This window comes from Allobosea sp. (genome assembly GCF_030694325.1).
Taxonomy (GTDB): Bacteria; Pseudomonadota; Alphaproteobacteria; order Rhizobiales; family Beijerinckiaceae; genus Allobosea.
This window is the reverse complement of the sequence record NZ_JAUXYO010000156.1, coordinates 21730-39334: the sequence shown is the minus strand read 5'-3', so window position 1 is coordinate 39334 and position 17605 is coordinate 21730. Positions and strand designations below refer to the sequence as shown.

The following is a 17605-nucleotide window of genomic DNA, read 5'->3' as shown; positions in this document are numbered from 1 at the left end:
CCGAGACCGCAGATGCATCGGAACTCGGCGTCGACGGCGAAATCCTCGTGCGGCTCGAGCGCGGCGCGAGCCGGCCAGCCTCGGCGGCTGGCCTGTTCCACCTCGCCATCCTGCTCCCATCGCGGGCCGATCTCGGCGACTGGCTCGCCCATGCCGCCACGATCCGGCTGCCGCTCGAGGGCGCGTCGGACCATCTCGTCAGCGAAGCGCTCTATCTGTCGGATCCCGAAGGCAACGGGATCGAGATCTATCGCGACCGGCCGCGGGCAGACTGGCCGCGGCGCGACGGGGCGATCCGGATGGCGACGGACCGGCTCGATCTCAACGCCCTGCTCGCCGAAGCGCGACCGGGCCACTATGCCGGGATGCCATCCGGCACCCGGATGGGCCATATCCATCTGCGCATCGGCGATACGGCCGCGGCCGAGGCCTTCTATGCTGGCGCGCTCGGCTTCGAGCTGATGGTCCGCTATCCCGGCGCCAGCTTCCTGGCGAGCGGCGGCTATCACCATCACATCGCCGGAAATGTCTGGAACAGCCGTGGCGCCGGGCCGCGGCAGCCGGGCGAGGCAGGGCTTGCTAGCTTCGAGATCGTCGCTCGCGATCCCGACGACCTGGCGACAATGCGCCATCGCATGCTGGAGGCAGGCGGAACAGCCACGCCCGCGGGTGCGACGATCGATGATCCTTGGGGCAACCGGCTGCTGCTCACCAGCCAGCGCGGCTGAAACGAAAAAGCCGCCTGTGCCGGCGGCTGGCCCAACGCGCCTCCGTCTGACGCCGGTTCAGCCCTTTGCGGGCTGGGCGACGGCTGCCGTGACAAAACTGGTGATGTCGCGTGTCGAGAACGGCTTCCGCAGGAAGCGCACATTGCGCAGCGGCTCTGGAACCTCGCTCGGCGTCGAGCCCGAAACGAAGGCGAAGGGCGTGCCCTTGTTCAGGAGCTCGGCGGCCACGTCGAAGGTCTTGCCCCCGACCACGTCGATGTCGAGAAGCGCGCAAGACAATTCGGCAGCGGTCGCCGCTCGCTTGGCTTGCGAGACCGAGTCGACGACGATCAATTCGGCAGCTGCGCCGAACTGCTCGGCCACCGCCGATTCGATGTCCATCGCAATGAACGGATCATCTTCGACAATCAGGATGCGGATATCAGTCATGAGCCCCGCCTCTCCTTCTACGCTGTGAACACTGAAGATCATACCAGGACAACGGCAGAGTGTCGCCCATGTTCCGGTGCCGGCCCCCCAGTCCCACGACTTCACTCAAATTCTAGTCAATTTGAACGGTCACGGTTAGCAAAGCGTAACCCCGGAAAACGGCGCAATCCAGCGCAGCCGTGCCGTCCAATACTCAACGGCGCCGGCCCGGAGGGACGAGGGACAGCTCGAACCCGGTCACGCCGAGCGCGACGTTGACGCCGCGCGACCCCTGAAGCGACAGCGGCTGCAGGGTGACCGCGTTGTCGCTGCCGCCGACGAGCAGATTGGCACTGCCGCCGACCCCGGCCGAAGCACCGGCCGTCGCACCGCCATAGCGTCCCGACAGCGCTCCCAGCGGAGCCCGTGCATAGGGCCCATAGACGCGCCACGACATGGTGGTGGCGCGTGTCCTGCCGAGATCGATGCCGAAATTGCGAACGATGCCGACATAGCGCTGCGGTGGCCCGCGGCGTGGGGTGAAGGTGCAGTTCATCGGCCGCTGCGACGTCACGACCAGGCCGAGCCCTGCCCCGACGTTGCAACTCAAGCGTCCTGCAGGCGCCCCGGACTGTGCCGACGCAGACAAGCCGGAAACCAGAAGGCCTGCTGCCGCGACAACAGCAGTGAAGGCCGGCTTGGAAAACCGCGTGATCATCGGGATGCTCCTGACATGAAGGTGTCCATCAAACGCCCCACAGCAGGCACAGTTCCGCGCAAGCTGGAACGGGTCAATCTCTGCTGCGTTGTATCTGCCACGAATCATGAGAGGCCATCGTCGTGAGTCAGGATCCGGCACCGCGTCTTGTCGTCTGTCTCAGCGGCCGTGCCGCGCCGGCGGCACCGTTCTGGGAACTGGAAACGCTGATCCTGCAGGGTTTCGAGCGCGAACTGGCGCTCGACATCCTGGCGGCACGGCGTTCGGGCGCAGCCCAACGGACAAGGGTCGGGGCTGGACGCGGTTTTGCCCATATCCCCGGCCCGGTCTTCGCGACAGCGCTGCGCGACCTCGCCGTCGCGGGCGCGGAGAGCTATTGACAGAAGCGCCCCGTCGGCGAGTTCCGGGCTTTGATGTCGACATGCAGATGGTCGGCATGGGCCGCGTCCGAGCCCGGACCGAGCGTGGTCGCGAAGGCCCCGCAGGCGGATTGCCGGATCGCCGCCAGAAAATTCGGCTGATCACCCGAACGGACGGACACCGAGAGCCGGTCCGGCGCCTCGCCGATCTCGAAACCGAAAACATCGAGCGCTCGCCCCTTCGCGTGCTCGCTCATGGGGCCGCCGGCACCGCGGTTGCGTCGGCGGCATTCATGCCCGCCGCCGACGCGCAGCGCCACCAGATCTCGGCCGAAATGGCCTTTCGCGAGAGGATGGACGGTCGTTTCAACCCATTGCGCGACCACGCTCGCCATCTCGCAACTGAGGATCGCGGGCGGCTGGAGCAGGACGCGACGACGATCGCGGTCGCCTCCGACCGCCAGCGCCACCACCTCGACGGGATCGACCACGACGCAGGCCTCATCGGCGGCGGGAGGGCGGGCGCTGACACGGACATCGGCGCCATGCCGAAGTTGCAAGGCCGCAACGCAGGACGAAGGCGAACTAGCCGGAACCGGTGCCGTCGGAGGCTCGTCGGAAGGCTGCGCCTTCAGCATCAGTTCGGGGGGCCGCGGTGGCGGTAGCGTCGGGTCCGGCGTCTCAGCCAGGGCTGCCGCCCCGGCCATGGCCAGGCCGAAGACCACCAGCCCCGCTCGACGACGCAGCTTGCCGCAACCCGGCGGGATGGTCAGGTGTCCAATGCCGAGGCGGTCGCAACCGCGAGAGCGGTCGTTGCCGCGAGCGCGACGGACAGGACCTCTTCAACGGTCGAACCGAGTGGAACGATCCCACCGAACAGCGCCACACCCAGCGATGACGCACCGATCATCGCGGCGATGCAGGTCATCACCATGTCCCATCCTCCCGGTTTGCAGACGACCCCAGCCGACACTCCCTCGGGCCTGCAACGTCAGTCCGGCCGGGATGTTCCGTGCATCGGACGGCGCACCGGAAGCCGGCACGGGACGGCGTGCGAGAAGGCTCGATCGGCTGCGTCCAGGCACGGCTTCCCGCCATGAAAAAGCCCGCGGCACGAGGCCGCGGGCTCGATACAGGCGATGGCTGATGCCGTCAGGCCGCCTTGCGACCGGCGCGCCGGTCGAAGAACAGAGCCTGGCTGATAGCCGCCTTCACCGCTTCCGGCTGGAACGGCTTGGTGATCAGGAAAGCCGGCTCCGGCCGATCACCCGTGAGCAGACGCTCCGGATAGGCGGTGATGAAGATCACCGGGACATCGATCGACGCGAGGATCTCGTTGACCGCGTCGAGGCCAGAGCTGCCGTCCGCGAGCTGGATGTCCGCCAGCACGAGGCCGGGACGCTTCTTGGCGACGAGCGCGATCGCCTCGCGCTGCGTGCGGGCAACGCCGGTGACGGTGTGACCGAGTTCCTCGACCATCGTCTCGATGTCGAGGGCGATGATCGGCTCGTCCTCGATGATCAGCACGTCGGTCGCCACCTGCTCGGCGATCTCCTGGCCCGCCGTCTGGACGAGGGCGGCGGCATCGGCGGCAGCGACGCCCATGATGGCGCCGACCTCCTCGATCGAGAAGCCTTCGACCGTGCGCAGCAGGAAAGCCTGGCGCGGGCGGGGCGTCAGCGCCTCGAGATTGCGCTCGACCGAGCTGCGACCGAGGGTGACGGGGGCGTCAGGGTCCGCCGTGTTCAGCCCGACCGACGACCACAGGGTCAGGAAGGTGCGGTAAAGGCCGATGCGGGGGTTGAGGTCCCGCGGAAAGGCCGAAGGATCGAGCACGAGCGCTTCGAGCATGGCGACGACATAGGCATCGCCGCTCGCCTGCGTTCCGGTCAAGGCGCGGGCGAATCGGCGCAGATAGGGCAGATGCGGCGCAATTTCCTTGGCAATCGACATAGAGGTGTCCTCTTTAAACGTGCCGGAAATGAGCACCGCGAACGCCACGATGACAAGCGATTTATTTTTCGAAAATGACGGAACCTTTACCGCCAGAGGCTGTTTAACGGGACTATCCGTGTCGGCATCGCCATCAGGGGGCAGCCGCCGGAGGTGTTGACGTATAGGCGGGACTTGCTGGAAAAGCAGGCTCGCGCATCGCACGAGGGCCGACATGAACAATGTGGATTCAGCCATGGCTGCGCCGGATGACGGCGCAGATCTCGATGCCGAGATCATGCTCGATCCACGTGTCCAGGAATCGATCGGCCGGTCCCTCAAGGCGCATTACGACGACATCGTGAATGCCCCCGTACCCGACAAGTTTCTGGTGCTGCTCGCTCAGCTCGAGGCAACCGAACGTCGCGCTGCCGGAGCATCGACCGATGAGCTCAACTGAATTCAAGGACGGTCTCATCAAGGAGATCCCCAATCTGCGCGCCTTCGCGGCGTCGCTGTCGGGGTCGATCCAGCTCGCCGATGATCTCGTCCAGGACACACTGCTGAAGGCGTGGGGCAATTCCGACAAGTTCGAGCCCGGAACGAGCCTGCGCGCCTGGCTCTTCACCATCCTGCGCAACACCTACTATTCGCTCTACCGCAAGCGCGGTCGCGAGGTGCAGGACAGCGAGGGCACCTATGCCGAACGCATGGCGACGCATGGCAATCAGGAGAGCCATCTAGACCTCGCCGATTTCCGCAAGGCTCTAGCGAAACTGCCGGAGGAGCAGCGTGAAGTGCTCATCATGGTGGGCGCGACCGGGCTCTCCTATGAGGAAACCGCCGAAATCTGCGGCGTCGCCATCGGCACCATCAAGAGCCGGGTGAACCGCGCGCGGACGAAGCTGGCCGAACTGCTGTCGATCGGCAGCCTCGACGATCTCGGACCGGACCGCCAGAGCGCCGCTGCGATACAGAGGGTCAGTACCGAAACCGTCGGGACCTGATGCGTCTCGCGCGTTTCCCCACGGTTCGGGGACGGCTGCTCGCCCTGCTCGTGGCGATCGCGCTGCCTATTGCCGTCCTCACGGCCTTGGCGGCGCTGACGACCTATCGCACCGTGATCGCGGCGATCGAACTGGCGCAGTCGCGGACGGCCGACGATTTCGCGGTGCGGACCCGGGTCTGGCACCGCGGGTCGGTAAGAACCCTTCTCGCGTCCGGCGCGCTGATCGCGAAATCGGGGATGGCCGGAGCCGACTGCGATGCGTCGATCCGCGATACCCTCCTCAGCATTCAGGGCTACCAGGCGGTGCGTCTGGTCCTATCGGACGGCCGGACTTGCTTCTACTCGACCGATGCCGCGCTCGACGCCGACTCCGTCGCAGCCCTCGCGACTGCGCAGGCCTCGCTGCCGCGCTCCGCGACCCGGACCTCGATCCGGCTCCCGCCCTCGCGGTTCGACCAGGTCAAGGTCGGCGGAATGGATCGCCTCGTCACCCAGGTGCGCCTCGCCGATGATCGAGCCCTGAGCGAGGCGCTGCTGGTTGCCGACCCGGACCTGCTCGATCAGGTCTTCGAACTCGGCAGCCCGGGCGACGGCGTCGACGTCGCGCTGGTTTCCCGGGGCCAATCCGTCGTGATGCATCGCCGGGAGACGGGAGGCGAAGACTTGTCCTGGCTCCCCGAGGGCGACAGTTTTCCGACCGCTGAACGTCGCTGGGAAGCGCGCAGCCGCAGCGGCCAGAAGCGTTCCTATGCCGCTCGCCTGGTGACAGCGCCCGATCTGTACGTCGTCGCCAGCTTCAGTAACGCCCCCGAGCGCGCTGCGCGCATGCAGTTCCTCGCGCTGCTGATTGCGCCGATCCTGACGCTGATCCTTCTCTGCGTCGTCTATCTTCGGGCGATCGACCGCCATTGCATCCACTGGCTACGCGGCATCGAGTCCGCGGCACGCGCCCGTTCGAGCGAGCCCCATGCCCGTGCCGTCATCGCGCCGGAGATGCCCAGCGACATCCGCAGCGTTGCCGAAGCCTTCAACACGATGGTCGACGAGCAGGAGGTTCGCCAGCGTCGGCTGCAGACCGCGCTCGACGACAACCGCTTCCTCGTGCGCGAACTGCATCACCGGGTGAAGAACAGCCTCCAGGTCGTTCAGAGCTACATCGGTCTGACCAAGCGGGACTATCGCGACGAAGCCAGGCTCGCCCTCGCCGACGCCGAGACACGCGTCCATGTGCTGTCGGCGGCCTACCGCTTCACGCTCGCGGACGGCGAAATGCAGCCGGTTCGCGTCGATCTGTTCGTCGAGGACGTGGTGACGATGATCACCAATCTCGTCCGGACGCGCGACCAGTGGGTCACGAGCCGCCTCGACACTGATGCCACGCTCTCCGTCGACCGCATCATCCCGCTCGGATTCCTTCTGGTCGACGTCGCCTCGCGCGTTCTGCGGAGCACGCCGGGCGTCAGCCTGACGATCATCGTGCGCGACATCGACGAGACGACGCTCGAGGTGGCATTGGAGGCCGACCGCGAGATCGCACCGAGCGCGCCGCCGAAGATGTTCGCAGGTCTCGTGGCCCAGATCGAGGCGGTCCAGTCCGGTCAACCCGAGGGCCGTAGCCTGGGCAGCTGGCGCATCCGGCACGTGGCGTAACGCAAGATCGACCGTCGTGCCGGGGCTCAGCGCGGCGGGTCGATCGTCTCGATCGTGACGCCGACGCCGAGGCCGAGGAAGGACCCCGTCAGGCCGGTGAAGCTGCCCGACACGGGCGAGGCGTCTTCCGGAACGCGAGCCACCGCCACCCGCAGCAGCTGCCTGTCGGCGACGAGGTCGTTGGTCGGGTCGAATTCGACCCAGCCATCACCGGGGATGAAGACCTCGGCCCAGGCATGGGTCAGTCCGACAGTCGAGACGAGACCGGCCGCGTCGGGCGTGCGGTCGTGAATGTAGCCGGTGACGAAGCGCGCGGCGAAGCCCATGCGGCGGGCCAACTCGATGAACAGCCAGGCATAGTCGCGACAGGATCCGGCATGGAGCCGAAGCGTGTCGGCAGGGTGCTGGGTCCCCTCGTCATAGCGCAGGGAATAGCTCAGGCCGGCATGGATGGCATGGGCGAGATCGCGCAGGAGATGACCCGAGCCCTGGCCGATGCGGTTGCGGAAATCGGACAGCCACTGGTCGAGCATCTGGTCAGGATCGGCCGCCGCGAGGTCGAGATAGGGCTGCAGGACCGCACGCTCGCCGTCGGTGTAGACGACGCCCGTCATCGCCGCGGCGGCCTCGATCTCCGTTCGGGGCAGGGCAGAGCCGAAGCGCTGCACCACCAGTTCGCTCACGATGTCGAGGGTGTCGGCCGGTCCGTCGAAGTTGGCGATGGCGACGGAGTTGCCATAGGCATCGTGCATCCAGCGCAGACGGGCCCGTGGCGAAATGGTCAGTGCGGTGTCGACGACGCGCAGGTCGAAGCTGTCGCGCGGTCGCAGCATAAGGCGATGGGGGCCGAATTCCACAGCACCGCCATAGCGGTAGGTCGTCGAATGCCGAATCCGGAGATACATGGTCGCGTCCTGCTGCGCCCGGCGCCCTGAAGAAGGCGTTCGATCAGATCAAAAAACAAGCCGCCCGAGGGCGGCTGTAAAGTGCGACACGAGGGATGTGCCTGTTCTTCAACGCGTCGAGGACGACAAAGTTCCCGACCCGGCGCTGGGATCAGCGCCGGGTGTCCGTACCCTGTGTCAGCGGAGGACCGTGCGATCGGTCGCGGGCGCCAAGGCCTGCTGTGCGCCGCCGATGGCGCGTTTGGTGACGCCAACCGAGCGCTGCGCGGGGTCGACGGCGGCGAAGCGGGTGTCGGGCGGGATCTGGCGCTCCAGCTTGGCCTGAGCCACGGCGGAGGAACTCTCGGCATTGGTCTCCTGAAGACCGGAACCGAGCGTGAGAGCCACGACCGCGACGCCCATGAAGCCGAAGAAAAGACCGGCGCGCTTGATGGGGGCAAAGCTGTTGTTCAACATCTGTCTCTCCCGACGCCTCGACCGGACAAGAACATCCGGCTTCCGGGAAGTTAACGCGATGGTGTCGAACCGGTTCCATTTCGGCACCTCGCGGCGGACACTTCGTCATCACATCGGCGCGAGGATGCGCGATCAGGTCTCAGCGTCATTGGCCGCATTGCGGCTCCGGAACAGCCGCCACAGCGATTTGCCGAGGCGGCGCGAGGTGAGATGGGCACCGGCGAGGCGCTTCTCCAATGTGATCTTGCGGTCGTGATAATCCTCGAGGCCCGGCCGATGGCCGACGCTGATCAGCGTCGCCTGGGCCAGCTCTGCGTCGAACAGGCCGAGAAGGTGGTTCTGGCTGTCCTCGTCGAGGGCCGAGGTCGCCTCGTCCATGATGATGATGTCGGGCCTGCGGATGACGAGCCGCGCGAAGGCGACCCGCTGACGCTCGCCACCGGAGAGGATACGGTCCCATTTGTCGTCGTCGTCGAGGCGGCGGGCGAGATAACCCAGCCCGCAGCGCCGCAGAGCCGCGACGACGACCTCGTCGGGCACCGGCTTGTCCGCTTCGGGATAGAGCAGGACCGTGCGCAGATCCCCCATCGGGAGATAGGGCTTCTGCGGCACGAAGGCGATCGACTTGCCACGCGGCACCGCGATGGTGCCCGAGCCCCAGGGCCAGAGGCCGGCCAGCGCGCGGATCAGCGTGCTCTTGCCGGTGCCGCTCTCACCGACGATCAGCACCTTCTCACCCAGCCCGATCACGATGGACGCGTCCGTGATCACGGCCCGGCCGTTGCTGTGGGCAATCGAGAGCCGCTCCAGATGGATCGCGCCGTCGTCGCTCTCCTTCAGGGTGATGCGGGTTTCGTCCTCCATCACGGTGGCGATGTCGAGACCCTCGAGCGCTTCCTGCAGCTCGTCCACGCGGGTGACGGAGGCGAACCATTCGGCCAGGCGCACGAAATTGTCGACGAACCAGATCAGCGCGGCCTGGACCGCGCTGAAAGCGGCGACCACCTGCATCACCGCCCCCAGAGAGACGTCTCCGGACAGATATTTCGGCGCGATCAGCAGCAGCGGAACGATCGGAAACAGCGCGCCGTTCGTGTTCAGGACGATCGCGATCACGCCCTGCTGCCGGATCACCCGCAACCAGGCGGCAACGACCCGGCCGTAATTCTCTCCGACCGAGCCGCGCTCGTCGGAATCGCCGCGGATCAGCGCAATGCTCTCGGCATTTTCACGCAGGCGGGTCATCTCGGCGCGGAACTGGGCTTCCGCCTCGTTCTTGGCGGCGATCCTCGCCACGAGCGGCCGCCCGGCGACATAGGCCGCCAGCGAGGCGACGGTGGCGTAGCCGATCGCGGCCAGCGCCATGTAGCTGGGGATGACGATCTCCGTCCCGGCCAGGGTGAACCGCGCGGAGCCGGCGACATGCCACAGGATCGCGGCGAAGGTCGCCGCCGTGACGGCAGCGCTGATCAGCCCGATCGCGAATTCGACCAGCGGCTCGATGGCGAGCCTGACATCCTCGGCAATGCGATATTCGGGCGCCGCCTGCTCCTTGGCGACGAATTGCAGGCGATAATAGCGCTGGTCGGCGATCCACCAGCCCGCCAGGCGTCGGGTCAGGTATTCGCGCCAGCGCATCTGCAGCAGCATGCGGCTGATGACCAGTGCCGACAGGGTCAGCGCCGACACCGCCACCAGCAGCGGCAGCCAGGCGGCGATCTGCCAGGCGGCGGCACTGTCGCGCTTTTCGAGCGCGTCGAAGAAGAAGCGGTTCCAGGTATTGACGGCCACCGCCGTTCCAATCTGGGCGGCCACGAAGGTCAGCACCAGGATCGTCAGCCCCCAGGCGCGGAGCTTCGTTTCCCCGCTCCAGAACGGCAGCGCCGCGGCAAAGAAGCGGCGCATCCGCGACCGCCCGGGAAGGCGCGGCTGGTCTGACATGGCATCGATCTTTCGGAAATGACGAACAGGTTGTGGCGAAGCGGCGCCCAACCGCGTCGCACCCCGTCGGGGAGGCCTTCCCTAACGTTCGGACGGGACGACAGTTCCCGCGACAGGAAGACCGGAGCAGCATCTGGTCATGACAAACGCGAACGGCTTGCTATGGAGAGACCGACGGGGCCGGGACGGCGCGGCTCCGCAGCAGGAGACATGACGCGACCATGACGGAGAGCGCCCCCTCGAACGGCCGCAACGGCGTGCCCTGCATGGCCTGTCCGCTGCGGGCCAAGCGCGCGTTCAAGGACAAGACGGATGACGAGATCCGCTTCATCCAGTCGATGAAGACCGAGCATCGTCATCTGCCGGTCGGCGCCGACATCATCCATCCCGGCCAGGAAGACGCCGAACTCTATACGCTGTTCTCGGGCTGGGCCTTCCGCTACCAGCTCCTGCCGGACGGGCGCCGCCAGATCCTGAATTTCCTGCTGCCGGGCGATCTCGTGGGCCTGCAGGCATCGTTGCTCAGCGCCGCACAGCACGGCATCGAAGCGCTCACCGAGGTCGAACTCTGCGTTTTCCCGCGCAAGCGCGTCTGGGACCTTTTCGTCCACATGCCGGCGATGGCCTATGAGGTCGCCTGGCTCGGCTCGCGCGAGGAAAGCCTGATCGACCAGAACCTGACCTCGGTCGGACAGCGCAACGCAGGTGAACGCATCGCGGCGCTGGTGATCTCGCTCTACCGCCGGGCCGAGACCCTGGGCCTCGTCAGCGATGGCGGTTTCCGGTTTCCGCTCTCCCAGCAACAGCTCGCCGATGCCCTGGGCCTGTCGCTGGTCCATACCAGCAAAACCTGGTCACGCCTGCGCAAGGCCGGCCTCTTCGCCACCAGCGACGGGCGCCTGACGCTGTTGAACCCGCGCCTGACCTCGCGCATGGCGCTGCTCTACGAGCGGGAGGTGGCGCCGCGGCCGCTGATCTGAACCCGAGGGCTCAACTGAAACCCGAGGCAGCGTCGTGCGTAGGTAAGGGATCGAGGCGCCGGCGCGACGGGCACATGTCCGAAAGTTGACATGTCCGAAAGTTCTTGGCGCACACATGCACTTGACCCCATATGTCGCCCAGGTAACGTTTCAGCCCCCATGGTCGCGCCTCCGGTCCGACGTCAGAGGTTTCATGTCGCTTCCCTCCTCACGCCGCCCAATGCAGGGGCCTTCGCTGGCAGCCCGGATCGGGCAGTCCCGCGTCGCTGCGCGCATCGAGGATGAAATGCGCGTGACGGCCGCCGATCTCGTCGACAGCGTGGCCCAGGCCCGGCTGAAGGTCGCCACGGTGCGCTACAAGGTCGAGGACGAGGTTCGCAGCCATACCGAGAAGTTGCGGTCGCGGGTCAGCGAGGCGCGTGCCAAGCTCGGCGACGAAGCGCGCTTCATCAAGTCCTGGATCGACAACCCGGCACGCACCGGGTCCGTCACTCCTTCCAGCCCGGCCCTGGCGCGGCGCATGGCGTCCTTCGTCGACCCTGCCCTGCCCGGCCCGGTGATCGAGATCGGGCCGGGGACGGGGCCGGTCACCGAGGCGCTGATCGAGCGCGGCATCGCCGAAGAGCGGCTCATTCTGGTCGAGTACAGCCCCGAATTCTGCGCCCTGCTGCGGCAGCGTTTCCCCCGCGCCACCGTGATCGAAGGCGACGCCTATGCGCTGTCGACGACGCTGGCGGGCCATCTGAGCGAGAAGGCGATCGCCGTCGTCTCCAGCCTGCCCCTTTTCAACCAGCCGCCGGCCATGCGCAGCGCACTGGCGAAGGAGGCCTTCACGCTTCTGGTGGAGGGCGCGCCGCTCATCCAGTTCACCTATTCGGTGGTCTCGCCGGTCCCGCGCAAGGGCTCCGGGCTGAAGGCCTACGTCTCCGACTGGGTGCTACGGAACATCCCGCCGGCGCGCGTCTGGGTCTACCGCCAGCCGGGCTGATCCGCAGCAGCGCCTCCCCGCCTCCGGCGAGCCCGGCTGCCGCAACCAAGCACACCCGTTGGTAACCCTCGTCTGCTAACCGCAGACCGGCGAGGCGCCGGCGGGCCGGGCGGTCGCGAGGGGCTTGGCACATGACTGGTGAGACACCCCGGTTCAGCCTGCCACGCTGGCGCCTGACCCGCTGGCTGGCCGATCCCGGCCCCGACGTCTCGCTCGAGATCCGCTTCGCGCTCGTCGCCGGCCTCTTCGGGACGATGCCGATCTTCATCGCCGGCCTCTTCAACACCGTCGCGGTGTCGCTGCTGATCGCGCTGCGGATCCCGACCTGGCCGTTCATCCTGTGGTGCGTCTTCGACATCCTCTGCTGCTCGGCCCGGCTCGCGGTGCTTCTGATCGCCCGGCGTCGGGCTGCACGGCAAGAGCCGACGCCGACCGACCTCTACATCCTGCTGGGCGTCGCCTGGGCCGCCGGCATCGGCTTCGGCGCCTTCATCAGCCTGACCAGCGGCGACTGGGTCGCCGCCACGCTGGTCTGTCTCACCGCCACCGCCATGGTCGGTGGAACGTGCTTCCGCAATTTCGGCGCTCCGCGCATGGCCGGGGTGATGATCGTTCTGACGTTGGGGCCCTGCACCTTCGCGACGCCGTTCCTGGGCGAGCCGATCCTGCTGATCGGCTTCCTGCAACTGCCGTTCTTCATCTACAGCATGTCCCGGGCAGCCTTCGGCCTCAACGCCATGCTGGTCGCGACCATGCAGGCGGAACGCGAGCACGCCTTCCAGGCCAAGCACGACCTGCTCACCGGCCTGGCGAACCGCGTCGGTCTCAGCCAGGCGCTCAATGCCAGCCTGACACGCTATGACGGATCGAGACCGCTGGCGCTGGTCTATCTCGATCTCGACGGGTTCAAGGCGGTGAACGACACCCATGGCCACAAGGCCGGCGACCGGCTGCTGCAGCTGGTCTCCGACCGGCTGCGCCGGCTGGTCCGCGCCGGCGATTTCGTCGCCCGCATCGGTGGCGACGAGTTCATCGTGCTGTCGGAGCAGGTCGGAGGCGGCCCCTTGAAGCGCCTCGGAGACCGCCTGGTCCGCGAGATCTCCCAGCCCTATCATCTCGATGACCAGACCCGGGTCACGGTCGGGGCGTCGATCGGCATCGCCCGCGCTCCCGATCACGGGCTCGATCTGGAAAGCCTGATGAGCGCGGCCGATGCGGCCCTCTACCAGGCCAAGTCCGACGGCAAGTCGCGCTGCGTGATCGCGCCGCTGCCGCGCGATCCGGCCGCTCACGCAGCGCTACAGGCGACGAAGCTCGCGGCTGCATCCTGACGCCCTTCGGTCGGCTCGCCCTGCCGTCTTCACTCGATCCCGCATTCGTCCGTCGCGGGCCGCAGCCGCCAGACGCGGTCATCGGGACGCGCGGGGATCGGGACCGCGCCATCGGCGATCTCCTCTGCGTCATAGGGGTTGGGGTTGGCGACGAGGTCGCCATTGCGAATGTCGAGCGTGCCCTGCGGGCCCCGCTCCAGCCGCCAGCTTCCCGCCTCCCATTCCGGGACGCAGTGCAATCCCTGACCCCGCGGCCGGCAGAAGCCGCCGAACTGATAGTCGAAACCCGCCCCGGCGTTCACCCGCCGCCTAAGATTGATGTAGAGGGCGACATAGATGCCGCGCGAAGGTTCGGCCCGCCAGGTGTCGGGCAGGTGGACGAGGCGGATCCGGGTGACCTTCTGATGCGGATGGGCCGCAAGATGCGCCTCGTCATAGCGGCGCTCCCAGCAGGCGGTGCGCGAAGGGGGAAGTTCCTCCTCCAGCGGACGCGCGCCTGCCGCAGCAGAGCACAATGCCTGGGCGGCAACACAGAGCGCAACGCCGAGCCTCGCCTGCATCGCCATCTCCCTGCGACCGGATCCCTCACGGAATGATCGGGGCAAGTGCGGCGGCGCGCAACGCTTTCCATGTGCTTGACCGCAGGCCGCCGCTCGGGCTTGCTGCGCCCGCGGGTGGAGGACGAACAGCGTGACGGATCTGGCGCGGCTCGTCGTCGACATCGCCGACGAGATGGCGACCCAGACCGAGCGCGGCGAGGTCGCGACCTATATCGCGCCGCTCGCCGCCATCGATCCCCGGCGCTTCGGCCTCTGCGTGGTGACGGCCGACGGGGCCGTCCACATGGCGGGCGATGCGTTCGAGCCGTTCTCGATCCAGAGCATCTCGAAGGTCTTCGCGCTGACGCTCGCGCTCGGAAAGGTCGGCGAGGCGTTGTGGCAGCGGGTCGGGCGGGAGCCTTCGGGCACGTCCTTCAACTCGATCGTCCAGCTCGAACGCGAGCAGGGCATCCCGCGCAACCCGTTCATCAATGCGGGCGCCCTCGTCGTCGCCGACGTGAACCTGGCCGGGCATGCGCCGCGTCTCGCGCTCGGCGAATTGCTGCGGTTCATCCGCCATGTCGCCGACGACGAGACGATCGCGATCGACGAGGCCGTCGCCCGCGCCGAACAGGCGACCGGCTTCCGCAACATCGCGCTCGCCAGCTACATGAAGGCCTTCGGCAACATCCGCCATGCGCCGGATCTGACGCTCGGCGTCTATTTCCACCAATGCGCCATCGCCATGAGCTGCCTGCAACTCGCCAAGGCCGGGCGCTATCTGATGCAGGGCGGCCTTCTGGAGCGGGGCGGCATGCGTGTGGTGCCGGCCCGTCGCGCCCGTCGCATCAATGCGCTGATGCTGACCTGCGGCCATTACGACGCCTCCGGCGACTTCGCCTTCAGGGTGGGGCTGCCGGGCAAGTCGGGCGTGGGGGGCGGCATCCTCGCCGTCGCACCGGGACGGGCCTCGATCGCGGTCTGGTCGCCCGGTCTGAACGCCAACGGCAATTCACAGCTCGGGACGCTGGCCCTGGAACGCCTCGCCGACGCCACCGGCTGGTCCGTCTTCGGAGCCGGATGACGCTCGGAAGACGATCGATTCCTCAGGGTTACCGAAATCCTGGCCGGCCGCAGACAATCTTAATCATTGTGGCGCAAGCTTCGGGTCAGGACTTTCGGCGAAAGGGCTAGGGGAAACCTGTGCCCTGCCGCAGCGACCAGGATGATAGCCGTGCAGCTGTTCCCCGCCTCCATCAAGAACTATCTCGTCGCCACCATGGCTTGCCTGTGCATTCCAGGCGTCGGGGCCTTGGGCTACATGGCGATCCAGTCCTTCGGCGACGTGCGGGAGAACATGCGCCTGGCGACCCTGGTCGAGGCCGACAAGGCCCTCCTCATCGCCGGCAACAGCATTCGTGCCAATCGCGGGCAGGCCCAGACGGCGATCCAAGCGGCCGACGATCCCGCGCCGATCATCGCCAAGGTCGAGCAGGCGAACCGCAAGGATCTCGACGAGGCTGTCGCGCGGCTCAATGCGACGTCGCTGGCCGACCGCGCCGCGCTCGCCGAAGCCGTCGCGCAGCAGCAGAAGGCGACCGAAGCCAAGTTCGCGGATCTGCGCGCCGAAGCGGCCAAGCCCAAGGCGCAACGCAGCCTGCAGGCGACGATGCCCTGGTACAACGGCGTCGGCGACATCGAGACGGCGCTGGTCAAGGCGGCGGACGCCACCTCGCTGGCGGTTCGGATGTCCGACCCGGTGATGGCCGATCTGCAGAGCTTCAAATCGACCGGCTGGCGCACGCGGTCCTTCTACGGCATCCAGTGCTCCGTGCTGCGGCCGCATATGGCCTCGGGCAAGGCCCTCGAGCCGACCCAGATCCGCAGGCTGGGCGAGCTGCGCGGCGTCGCCGATGCCAGCATGCAGCAGCTGCGCCAGATGAGCCAGCGCAGCGGCGTCAGCGCCGAACTCGTACGCAAGATGGGCGTCATGGGCAGCGAGATGGACGCCGCCAACAAGACGATGGACTCCCTGACCGCCAAGCTCGGCCAAGGCACGGGGCCGCTGATCTCGGCGGAGGACTGGACCAATCTCTGCAACGGCCCGTTCACGTCGATGCTGTCGGCGATCACGCAGTCGCTCGACGATATGGCGACCGCGACCCAGGCGAAACTCGACCAGGCCTGGACGCGGCTGGCCGTGATCGGCGCTTTGCTCGGCCTGCTTCTCGCCATCTGCGTGACGAGCTGGCGCGGCGTGCAGCGCCGCATCGCCAAGCCGGTCGTCGCGCTGAAATCGGCCCTCGACGTGATGCAGGCCGGCGATTTCTCGCAGCCCATCCCGGCTCCGGCCTCGCCCGACGAGATCGGCGCCCTCAGCGGCGCTCTCGAAGCCTATCGCGAGAACGCCCTGTCGCTGGAGGCCAGCCGGCGCGACCGCGAGCTCGCCATGCTCGCCGACAGCCAGCAGGCGGCCAATGTCCAGAAGCTGCTCGGCGAGGTTTCGGTGATCGTCAGCGCCGCACAGAACGGCGACTTCTCCGGCCGGGCCAGCGTCGGTGACGTCGGCGGCCCTCTCGGCGACCTTGTGTCCGGCATCAATGAGATCAACGCCGTCGTCAACGGCGCCACCGGCGAGTTCTCCGACGCGCTGCAGGCGATCGCGGCGGGCGACCTGACGCACCGGGTCGACACCGCCTATCGCGGGCGCTTCGCCGATCTCAAGGGCGCGATCAACGACACGGTCGACCGTCTGTCCTCGACCGTCCGCACCATCCAGGTCACGTCCGCCGATGTCGGGCTGGCGGCGCGTGAGATCAATATGGGCGCGGACGACCTCTCGAAGCGCACCGAGGAGCAGGCCTCCTCGCTGGAAGAAACCGCGGCGACCACGGAAGAGCTCGCGGCGTCGGTGAAGGCGACCGCCCAGGCGTCGCGCCAGGCGGCGGCGATCGCCACCGAGGCCATGGAGGCCGCCCAGACCGGCGGGGCGATCGCCGGCCAGGCGGTCGACGCCATGGCCCGGATCGAGGACGCCTCGACCAAGATCTCCGACATCATCCGCGTCATCGACGACATCGCCTTCCAGACCAATCTGCTGGCGCTGAACGCGGCGGTGGAAGCGGCCCGCGCCGGCGATGCCGGCAAGGGCTTCGCGGTCGTGGCCTCCGAGGTGCGCACGCTCGCCCAGCGTTCCAGCGCCGCGGCCAAGGATATTTCGACCTTGATCTCCTCCTCGAACACCGAGGTCGGCGAGGGCGTCAAGCTCGTCCGCCAGGCCGGCGAGGCGCTGGAGCAGATCCTGACCGCCTCCAAGAAAGTGGCGTCGACGATCGCGGAGATCTCCGCGGCGTCGGGCGAGCAGGCGAGCGGCATCGACGAGATGAGCCAGGCGGTCGCGCATCTCGACGAGATGACCCAGCAGAACGCCGCGCTCTCCGAGCAGAGCGCTGCGTCCGCGGGCTCGCTCTCGGGCAGGATCGCCCAGCTCAACGACCTCGTCGCCGCCTTCAAGACCGGGCCGGACGGAGCAAGCGCCGGGCGCACCTATTCGCAGCCGCATAGCGCCACGCGCCGCGCCGCCTGACCCGGCCTGCACGCGGGTCAGCACTGGCCCGAGACGCAAAAGGCGACACTGCAGGGGAGACGAAGGCCGACCGCG

At 67.5% G+C, this 17605-nt stretch carries 19 protein-coding genes; 10 read left to right on the top strand and 9 right to left on the bottom strand.

Annotated elements, in window-relative coordinates; translation table 11 throughout:
• The coding region (locus Q8M82_RS09755; RefSeq protein WP_305691166.1) for a VOC family protein at window positions 1–728 on the top strand (728 nt) is incomplete at its 5' end.
• Window positions 729–785: 57 nt separating this feature from the next.
• On the opposite strand, the gene Q8M82_RS09750 is transcribed toward Q8M82_RS09755, so the two are convergent.
• A complete protein-coding gene (locus Q8M82_RS09750; protein WP_305691165.1) occupies window positions 786–1262 on the bottom strand; it encodes a response regulator in 477 nt (158 codons plus the stop codon).
• 88 nt (window positions 1263–1350) lie between these two features.
• Window positions 1351–1854, bottom strand: coding sequence for a DUF992 domain-containing protein (locus tag Q8M82_RS09745; RefSeq protein ID WP_305691164.1), 504 nt, complete (start codon window positions 1852–1854; stop codon window positions 1351–1353).
• A gap of 122 nt (window positions 1855–1976) precedes the next feature.
• Between Q8M82_RS09745 and Q8M82_RS09740 the strand changes: the two genes are divergently transcribed.
• Window positions 1977–2234 (top strand): hypothetical protein, encoded by a 258-nt coding sequence (locus tag Q8M82_RS09740; protein ID WP_305691163.1) that lies wholly within the window; start codon window positions 1977–1979, stop codon window positions 2232–2234.
• On the opposite strand, the gene Q8M82_RS23425 is transcribed toward Q8M82_RS09740, so the two are convergent.
• From Q8M82_RS23425 to Q8M82_RS09725, 3 genes are all read right to left on the bottom strand, one after another.
• Window positions 2228–2851, bottom strand: a complete 624-nt coding sequence (locus Q8M82_RS23425; protein ID WP_371126296.1) for an extensin-like domain-containing protein — start codon at window positions 2849–2851, stop codon at window positions 2228–2230. The two genes, Q8M82_RS09740 and Q8M82_RS23425, sit on opposite strands and share 7 nt — an antisense overlap.
• 131 nt (window positions 2852–2982) lie before the next feature.
• A complete protein-coding gene (locus Q8M82_RS09730) occupies window positions 2983–3147 on the bottom strand; it encodes a hypothetical protein (protein ID WP_305691161.1) in 165 nt (54 codons plus the stop codon).
• 218 nt (window positions 3148–3365) lie between these two features.
• On the bottom strand, window positions 3366–4382 hold the full coding sequence (locus tag Q8M82_RS09725; RefSeq protein ID WP_371126294.1) for a response regulator: 1017 nt from the start codon (window positions 4380–4382) through the stop codon (window positions 3366–3368).
• Here Q8M82_RS09725 and Q8M82_RS09720 point away from each other — a divergent pair.
• The 3 genes from Q8M82_RS09720 to Q8M82_RS09710 are packed head-to-tail and all read left to right on the top strand — an operon-like array spanning window position 4381 to window position 6804.
• Complete coding sequence (locus Q8M82_RS09720; RefSeq protein ID WP_305691160.1) at window positions 4381–4605, top strand: NepR family anti-sigma factor; 225 nt, start codon at window positions 4381–4383, stop codon at window positions 4603–4605. The two genes, Q8M82_RS09725 and Q8M82_RS09720, sit on opposite strands and share 2 nt — an antisense overlap.
• Window positions 4592–5152: a sigma-70 family RNA polymerase sigma factor gene (locus tag Q8M82_RS09715; RefSeq protein WP_305691159.1), complete on the top strand. Its 561-nt coding sequence runs from the start codon at window positions 4592–4594 to the stop codon at window positions 5150–5152. The genes Q8M82_RS09720 and Q8M82_RS09715 overlap by 14 nt, the downstream gene beginning before the upstream one ends.
• Entirely contained in the window at window positions 5152–6804 is a 1653-nt protein-coding gene (locus Q8M82_RS09710; protein ID WP_305691158.1) for a sensor histidine kinase, read from the top strand. The genes Q8M82_RS09715 and Q8M82_RS09710 overlap by 1 nt, the downstream gene beginning before the upstream one ends.
• Window positions 6805–6830: 26 nt before the next feature.
• Here the strand turns inward: Q8M82_RS09710 and Q8M82_RS09705 are convergent, their stop codons facing one another.
• The 3 genes from Q8M82_RS09705 to Q8M82_RS09695 form a co-directional block, all read right to left on the bottom strand.
• Window positions 6831–7709 carry a transglutaminase family protein gene (locus Q8M82_RS09705; RefSeq protein WP_305691157.1) on the bottom strand — a complete coding sequence of 293 codons (879 nt, stop codon included), beginning with the start codon at window positions 7707–7709 and terminating at the stop codon, window positions 6831–6833.
• 177 nt (window positions 7710–7886) lie between these two features.
• Window positions 7887–8165, bottom strand: coding sequence for a hypothetical protein (locus Q8M82_RS09700; RefSeq protein WP_305691156.1), 279 nt, complete (start codon window positions 8163–8165; stop codon window positions 7887–7889).
• 132 nt (window positions 8166–8297) lie between these two features.
• Window positions 8298–10070: an ABC transporter ATP-binding protein/permease gene (locus Q8M82_RS09695; RefSeq protein WP_305691155.1), complete on the bottom strand. Its 1773-nt coding sequence runs from the start codon at window positions 10068–10070 to the stop codon at window positions 8298–8300.
• 257 nt (window positions 10071–10327) lie between these two features.
• Here Q8M82_RS09695 and Q8M82_RS09690 point away from each other — a divergent pair, with 257 nt between their 5' ends.
• From Q8M82_RS09690 to Q8M82_RS09680, 3 genes are all read left to right on the top strand, one after another.
• Window positions 10328–11086, top strand: coding sequence for a Crp/Fnr family transcriptional regulator (locus tag Q8M82_RS09690; RefSeq protein WP_305691154.1), 759 nt, complete (start codon window positions 10328–10330; stop codon window positions 11084–11086).
• A gap of 292 nt (window positions 11087–11378) precedes the next feature.
• The gene (locus Q8M82_RS09685; protein WP_371126292.1) at window positions 11379–12074 is read left to right on the top strand and encodes a class I SAM-dependent methyltransferase; all 696 of its coding nucleotides are present in this window, start codon (window positions 11379–11381) and stop codon (window positions 12072–12074) included.
• A 131-nt stretch (window positions 12075–12205) separates the two neighbouring features.
• The gene (locus Q8M82_RS09680) at window positions 12206–13405 is read left to right on the top strand and encodes a GGDEF domain-containing protein (protein ID WP_305691153.1); all 1200 of its coding nucleotides are present in this window, start codon (window positions 12206–12208) and stop codon (window positions 13403–13405) included.
• Window positions 13406–13434: 29 nt separating this feature from the next.
• Here Q8M82_RS09680 and Q8M82_RS09675 read toward each other — a convergent pair whose 3' ends face one another.
• Complete coding sequence (locus Q8M82_RS09675; protein ID WP_305691152.1) at window positions 13435–13965, bottom strand: hypothetical protein; 531 nt, start codon at window positions 13963–13965, stop codon at window positions 13435–13437.
• A gap of 130 nt (window positions 13966–14095) precedes the next feature.
• Here Q8M82_RS09675 and Q8M82_RS09670 point away from each other — a divergent pair, with 130 nt between their 5' ends.
• The gene (locus Q8M82_RS09670; RefSeq protein ID WP_305691151.1) at window positions 14096–15028 is read left to right on the top strand and encodes a glutaminase; all 933 of its coding nucleotides are present in this window, start codon (window positions 14096–14098) and stop codon (window positions 15026–15028) included.
• Between the two features lie 150 nt (window positions 15029–15178).
• Complete coding sequence (locus tag Q8M82_RS09665) at window positions 15179–17530, top strand: methyl-accepting chemotaxis protein (protein WP_305691150.1); 2352 nt, start codon at window positions 15179–15181, stop codon at window positions 17528–17530.
• The last annotated feature ends 75 nt before the right edge of the window (window positions 17531–17605 follow it).